Below are 7,464 nucleotides of genomic sequence, written 5' to 3'. Positions count from 1 at the left end.
TTACCTTTACTTTTTTATTCAATATGAAATATACTAAGCTATGAGTTCAACATATTCAGCCCAAAATATTCAGGTATTGAAGGGCCTTGAGGCGGTGCGGAAGCGTCCCGGAATGTATATCGGGACCACCGGCATCGACGGTCTTCACCATTTAGTTTTTGAAGTAGTTGATAATTCGATAGACGAGGCTATGCAAGGCCATTGTGACGACATCCTGGTGGTCCTTGAGGGCAATGATGTGGTCCGGGTAGAGGATAACGGCCGGGGTATCCCGGTGGATATCCACCCAACCGAAGGGGTCAGCGCCCTGGAATTGGTCATGACCCGGCTCCATGCAGGTGGCAAATTCGACAAAAATTCCTACAAAGTCTCCGGCGGCCTCCACGGGGTCGGCGTCTCGGTGGTAAACGCCCTGTCCGAGTGGTGCGAAGCTATGGTCCACATGGACGGCAAGATCCACACCCAGCGCTACCAGATCGGCATCCCCGACAGCCCCGCCCACGAGGCAGGGACCACGGATCGCCGGGGCACGGTGATCCGGTTTAAGGCGGATGCCTCTATTTTTGAGACCACCACCTACAACTTCGACGCCCTCTCTAACCGGCTGCGGGAATTGGCCTTCCTCAACAAGGGGCTTAAAATCACCATCCGGGACGAGCGGCTCTCTATCCCCAAGGTTCACGAGTTCAAGTTTGAGGGCGGGGTCAAAAGCTTTGTGGAGTACCTCAACCTGAGTAAAAACGTCCTCTACAAGGAACCCCTTTTTATCGAAGGTTCCCGGGATGGGGTGGAAGTGGAATGCGCCATCCAGTACAACGACGGCTTTAACGAGATAATGTATTCCTTTGTGAACGACATCAACACCAGGGAGGGGGGTACCCACTTAGTAGGCTTTAAGTCCGCCCTGACCCGGACCCTGAACGAATACCTCAAAAAGTCCAAGCACGCCAAAAAGATGGAGGAAACCCTTTCCGGGGATGATGTCCGGGAGGGTCTGACTGCGGTCCTTTCGACCAAGGTCCCGAACCCCCAGTTTGAAGGCCAGACCAAGGGCAAGCTGGGCAACTCGGAAGTTAAGGGCATTGTGGAATCCCTAGTGAACGAGCAGCTGGAACTCTACTTTGACCAGCACCCGGATGTGATAGCCAATATCCTGGAAAAGTCGATCCTCGCCGCCAGGGCTCGTATTGCCGCCCGGCAGGCCAGGGACGCCACCCGCCGGAAAAACGCCATGGACAGCGCCGGCCTCCCGGGAAAACTGGCGGACTGCTCGGAAAAAGACCCCGCCCTCTGCGAACTCTTCATCGTGGAAGGGGACTCTGCTGGCGGCTCTGCCAAGGCAGGCCGGAACCGCCAGTACCAGGCCATACTTTCCCTTTTCGGAAAGATGCTCAACGTGGAAAAAACCCGGATAGAAAAAGTGGTGACCAACGAGAAACTCCAGCCTATCATTGCCAGTATTGGCGCGGGCTGCGGGAACGAATTCAACATCGCCAAGATCCGCTATCACAAGATCATTATCATGGCCGATGCGGACGTTGACGGCTCCCACATCCGGACCCTGCTCCTTACCTTTTTCTACCGGTACATGACCGAGCTTATTGAGCGCGGCCACGTATACCTGGCCATGCCGCCCCTCTACAAGATCAAATACGAAAAAAAGAGTTTCTACGCCTATGATGACACCGAGAAGGACCGGATTATGGCGGAATCCGGCAAGGACCCGGAAAAGGTCAAGGTCTCCCGCTACAAGGGACTTGGGGAAATGAACGCCGAGGAATTGGCAGATACCACCATGGACCCCGCCCAGCGGAACATCACCCAGATTCACCTGGACGATGTGGTGGAGGCCGAGCGTATCTTCTCCACTCTTATGGGTGAAATGGTGGCCCCCCGACGGGAATTTATTGAGGAAAACGCCCTGCTCGTTAGTAACCTGGATGTATGACAAAATGCGAAGCAGTTTGTTTTGGAGGCTTGAGCTTTGCTGATCTTGCTGTTGGTTCTTTGTATTTTCCTCTTCATAGCAGTAATAATTCTGCTTCTTCTGTTACAGAAGAAAATACGTCTGAGCAGAAATCTGGATAAACTGTTTAAAGACAGGATCCGGGAGTTGGAGCAGAAGGTCCTGGCCTCCGATGCGGTCTTCTCGGTGATTCCCGATTTGATTTGTATTAAGAACCCTGAGGGGCGGATCATCCTTTCAAATAAAAGTTTTGAACAGTTTCTGAATCTGGCCCATGATGAAGTGGAAGGGGCGCTGGATACCGAACTGTTTGTCAAAGATTTGGATAATTTTTTAAAGTACCGGGAAAAAGAAAATGAGGTAGTTGCTTCTAAAGAAACCATCAGCATTGAGGAGGAACTGTATTCCCCCTATTACAAAACACGGCGCCTGTTCGAGACCATCAAGACCCCGGTAATATACCGGGGAGAAACCGGGGCGGTGCTGAGTATCGCCCGGGATATTACCGCCCGCCGGGCCGCCGAGCTGGATGCCCAGGAAGCGTCTAAGGCAAAAAGCGAGTTCCTTTCCCGGATGAGCCATGAAATCCGCACTCCTCTGAATGCCATCATCGGTATGACTAAAATAGCACGGAAATCCATAGAAAACCCGGTAAAGGCTGCGGCTTCCATCGATCAGGTCAGCGCCGCTTCCGCCCACCTTTTGGATCTGATTAATAATATCCTGGATATTTCCAAGATCGAAAGCGGCAAATTTGAAGTTGCTTCCGAGCCCTTTAACATCAAGGAAGCCCTGGAAGAAATCTACATTATAAACGACTCGCGTTGCAAAGAAAAACAGATACATTTTAAAATTAATACTGAAGATTTTGAGGCCCTTAATGTATGGGGAGATAAACTGCGGATTAAGCAGATCCTCATCAACCTGCTGGGCAATGCCGTAAAATTTACCCCCAAGGAAGGCCGGATTAGCCTGTTTATTACCCGGACGCTGGAAACCGACTCGTCCATCACCCTGGAATTTTCCGTGTCTGATGATGGTATCGGGATGACCCCGGAACAGCAACATAAGCTCTTTAACGCTTTTCAGCAGGCGGACAGCAGTATTGCCGGGCGTTTCGGCGGAACCGGCCTGGGTCTTGCTATCAGCCAGAACCTGGTAAACCTGATGGGCGGGCAAATCTCTGTGGAAAGCAAGTTGAACGAGGGAACTACCTTTCGCTTTTCCCTTACCCTGGAAAAGGCGGAAGCGAGGCAGGCGGATCCTGAACCGGATACGAAACCTTCAGAATTGGATTTGACGGGAAAACATATACTCCTTGCGGAGGATGTGGAAATAAACCGCATCGTCCTGATGGAACTCCTTTCTGATACCCATGTGGAATTTACTGAAGCGGAAAACGGGAAAATAGCGGTAGATGCTTTTTCCGCCGCCCAGAGCGGGTATTTTGACCTTATCTTTATGGACATCCACATGCCTATTATGGATGGATATGAGGCAACTCAGATAATTCGTACCATGGACAGGAGTGATGCGGCGAGTATTCCCATTATAGCCCTATCGGCAAACGCCTATCGGGAGGATATAGACAAGGCCCTTGCCGCCGGGATGAACGGGCATACGGCGAAACCTATTGATCTTGACGCCATTAAAAAACTGCTTTATGACTTCTTGGTAAAAACAAAGTGATCCACAATTACTATTTTTAAGGGAGGATGAGGTGAAAAAGAGGGCGGTAAAAATAGAATTTTGGTTTATCCTGTTCGCGGTGCTTATGTTTTCCGCGGTAAGTCTTATGTCCCTGCGATCTATCCAACAGCAGGCGGGAAACGCCCGGGTAGTGAATTATGTCGGCATAGTCCGGGGCGCCACCCAGCGGCTGGTTAAGGAAGAACTGAGGCGCGAGAGTGATGATAAATTGCAGAAGCGGCTGGATACCATTGTGGACGAGCTGATCACCGGCGGGCCGGTAAACAACCTGGTCCGTATACCCGGCACGGACTTTCAAAACAACATGGCGGAGGTACGGAAAAGCTGGATCCTTTTAAAGGAGCAGATTCAGATAGTCCGCAACGGCGGGGATGATCAGGAATTGTACGACCAGAGCCAGCTTTATTTTGATCTTGCCAACGATACGGTTTTTAAAGCCGAAAGCTATTCCGAGACCCAGGTAAACAGATCCCGGAATATCCTTATAGGGTTTACCGTATTCTTTATAATTATTCTGGGAGTAGGGCTCGTATATGTTGTCCGTATGTCTGCGGTCAGACGTATTGCCTATATTGATGCGCTCACCGGGCTTCCTAACCGGACCCGCTGTGAACAGGTATGCCTGGAACATGACCGGAACAAACCGGTGGAAAACCTTACGGTATTTATGTTCGATATGAACAATCTTAAGGTGGTTAACGATAAGCTGGGGCACCAGGCAGGAGACCGGATCATTAGAGGGTTTGGAGAATCATTAAAAACTTGGGCGGCGGAAAGGAAAGGTTTCGCGGGCCGTTACGGCGGTGATGAATTTTTGGCCGTTTTTGATAATACCGATAATACCCAGGCGCTGGAACATCTTGCGCGGTTGGACGCCATTGTCGCCGAATACAATCAAAAGCAGGAAAGCAAGCTGGAGCGCATCAGTTTTGCCGCCGGTTTCCGGGTAGACAATCTGCAACTTACGGATATGGAAATGATAATCCTTGACTCAGACCGGGCCATGTACGAGCGGAAACGCCAGATGCGGGAAGCTATGCTGGACTAAAGGGATTTTAAGTATATTTTTCCAGGGCCTTCTAGGCTTCTTTTTCACGCATCTTCTTTTTCATAGTGACCTTTTTCAAAAAAAAATATATGATAGAGGTACTTAAAGGGTGCTTTCAAAAGCTTATATTTGAAAGGGCTCAATAATTACTTGTTATGAAGGAACATAAATGGCTGATACAGGAAACCCCAGCGCAGCGCCCACTGGGAAGATCATCCCTATAGCGATAGAAGACGAAGTAAAGACTGCCTACCTTAATTACGCCATGTCCGTAATTGTGGCCCGGGCCCTGCCGGATGTGCGGGACGGGCTCAAGCCGGTGCACCGGCGGCTGCTCTATTCCATGGACGGCCTAGGGGTCAGGCCCAACGGGGCCACCATGAAATGCGCCCGTATTACCGGGGACGCCATGGGAAAGTACCACCCCCACGGGGACGCCTCCCTCTACGACGCCCTGGTCCGTATGGCCCAGGACTTTTCCCTCCGCTATCCTCTGATTCAGGGCCAGGGCAATTTCGGCTCCCTGGACGGGGACCCCGCTGCGGCCATGCGCTATACCGAGGCACGGCTTTCCCGGATCGGGGACGAGATGCTCCAGGATCTGGGCAAGGAAACCGTGGACTTTGTCCCCAACTACGACGAATCCCTCACCGAGCCTACGGTGCTCCCTGCGGCGGTCCCGAACCTGCTCATCAACGGGTCCAGCGGCATCGCCGTAGGTATGGCCACCAACATGCCCTCCCATAATCTGGTGGAGGTCTGCAATGCGGTCTGCGCCTATATTGATAACCCGGAAATAAGTATCGAAGAACTGATGACCTTTATCCAGGGGCCGGACTTTCCCACCGGGGGCATTATCTTCGGCCGCCACGGCATCAGAGACGCCTACAAGACCGGGCGGGGCAAGCTCCTGGTCCGGGGCAAGTTCAACGTGGAGACCACTAAGTCGGGCAAAGAACTGATCGTTTTTACCGAGATACCCTATGCGGTGAATAAGGCGGTTCTGCTGGAACGGATCGGCGCCCTGACCCGGGAAAAGGAAATAGACGGCATCGCCAATTCCAACGATGAGTCTGACCGGGACGGCATCCGGATAGTCATTGAACTCAAGAAGGGCGCCATCCTCAAGGTGGTATTGAACCAGCTCTTCTCCAATACCCAGCTTCAGACCACCTTCGGGGTCATTAACCTGGCCCTGGTCAAAGGCCGGCCCCAGACCCTCAACCTCCAGGAACTTATCCGCTACTTTGTAGAACACCGGGTGGACGTGGTTACCCGCAGGACCCAGTACGAGCTGCGCAAGGCCGAAGAGCGGGCCCATATCCTGGAAGGGCTCATGATCGCCCTGGCAAACATCGACGAGGTGGTAGCCATCATCAAGGCTTCCCGGGACGTCGCTATTGCCAAACAAAAATTGCAGGAGCGTTTTCTCCTTTCCGAAGCCCAGTCCCAGGCCATCGTGGATATGCGCCTGGGGCGGCTTACCAGCCTGGAGGTTGAAAAACTCCAGGCTGAACTGGATGAGCTTAAAGTACAGATTGCCTACCTTAAATCCCTTCTGGAGGACAAGCAAAAACTCCTGGGAGTTATCAAGGACGAGACCCGGAGTATTTCCGAACGTTATGGGGATAAGCGGCGTACCGAGATAGTCGCCGGAGAGGTGGAGAACATCAACATCGAGGACCTGATCAAAAAAGAGGAGATGATGATCCTCATTTCCAACCTGGGGTACGTTAAGCGGGTTCCCGTTACGGCATATAAGAACCAGGGACGGGGTGGAAAGGGCATGATCAGCGCCAAGCTCGCGGAAGATGACTTTGTGGAGCAAATCTTCGTAGCCTCCACCCACGAGTACATCATGTTCATCACCAATGCGGGCAAGTCCTACTGGATGAAGGTCCACGAGCTGCCCGAAGGCTCCCGCACTTCCAAAGGCGCCCATATCAAGAGCCTTCTGACCATCTCCCCCAACGAGGATATCACCGCTATTGTCGCCCTCAAAGACTTTACCGATGAGCAGTTCCTCTTCATGGGCACCGCCCGTGGGGTGGTCAAGAAAGTCGCCGCCAGCGAATTCTCTAATGCCAAAACCAGGGGCATCATCGCTATTAAACTGGACGAAGGGGACAAACTGGTGAGCGCCCTCCTGACCGGGGGCTCCGACGAAGTGGTCCTCATTTCCCGGAAAGGCCAAGCCCTGCGCACCCACGAGGATCATGTCCGGGCCATGGGCCGCTCCTCCCGGGGCGTCACGGGGATGAAGCTGGACAACGACGACGAACTGACCGGTCTGCTCCGGGTAGTGGAAGCCGAAAAGATGCTGATCCTCTCCGAATACGGTTACGGCAAGCGGGTAGACTTTAGCGAGTTCTCCTCCCACGGCCGGGGCACTGGAGGCCAAAAGATATACACCGTAGGCGACAAAACCGGGGAACTGGTAGGCTGTGTCAATGTCCTGGATAACGAAGAAATCATGTGTATTACCAGCCAGGGTAAGTCCATTAAATTGAAGGTAGACTCCATCAGGGTTATGGGCCGCTCCGCCCAGGGCGTGCGTATCCTCAGCATCGACAAGCCCGACTTTGTCATTGGAGTAGACAGGATTGTTAAAGAGGATGGGGACGATGACGACGGGGTTCCTGTTGAACCTTCGGCGGAAAACGACGAAGTCTCATCTGAAGATTCCAGCGTCGGAGAGGGCGGGGAGGAAAGTTAATGTCTGTTGATAAAATAAATAGTA

At 52.5% G+C, this 7,464-nt stretch carries 4 protein-coding genes; all 4 read left to right on the top strand.

The genetic code is table 11. The annotated features are described in order from the left end of the window. Window positions 1-40: 40 nt before the first annotated feature. Window positions 41-1,948 carry a DNA topoisomerase (ATP-hydrolyzing) subunit B gene (gene gyrB, locus TREPR_RS17690; protein ID WP_015709715.1) on the top strand — a complete coding sequence of 636 codons (1,908 nt, stop codon included), beginning with the start codon at window positions 41-43 and terminating at the stop codon, window positions 1,946-1,948. 36 nt (window positions 1,949-1,984) lie between these two features. After that, window positions 1,985-3,655, top strand: a complete 1,671-nt coding sequence (locus TREPR_RS17685) for an ATP-binding protein (RefSeq protein WP_015709714.1) — start codon at window positions 1,985-1,987, stop codon at window positions 3,653-3,655. 31 nt (window positions 3,656-3,686) lie between these two features. Beyond that, a complete protein-coding gene (locus TREPR_RS17680; RefSeq protein ID WP_015709713.1) occupies window positions 3,687-4,724 on the top strand; it encodes a GGDEF domain-containing protein in 1,038 nt (345 codons plus the stop codon). A 169-nt stretch (window positions 4,725-4,893) separates the two neighbouring features. Continuing rightward, the gene (gyrA, locus tag TREPR_RS17675) at window positions 4,894-7,440 is read left to right on the top strand and encodes a DNA topoisomerase (ATP-hydrolyzing) subunit A (protein ID WP_015709712.1); all 2,547 of its coding nucleotides are present in this window, start codon (window positions 4,894-4,896) and stop codon (window positions 7,438-7,440) included. The last annotated feature ends 24 nt before the right edge of the window (window positions 7,441-7,464 follow it).

The organism is Treponema primitia ZAS-2, from assembly GCF_000214375.1.
GTDB lineage: Bacteria > Spirochaetota > Spirochaetia > Treponematales > Breznakiellaceae > Termitinema > Termitinema primitia.
This window is presented reverse-complemented; position numbering and strand designations above follow the sequence as displayed.

What these genes read in the sequence shown, in the direction of transcription:
- gyrB (WP_015709715.1), top strand. Translation starts at nt 41, where the DNA reads ATGAGTTCAACATATTCAGCCCAAAATATTCAGGTATTGAAGGGCCTT.
- gyrA (WP_015709712.1), top strand. Translation starts at nt 4,894, where the DNA reads ATGGCTGATACAGGAAACCCCAGCGCAGCGCCCACTGGGAAGATCATC.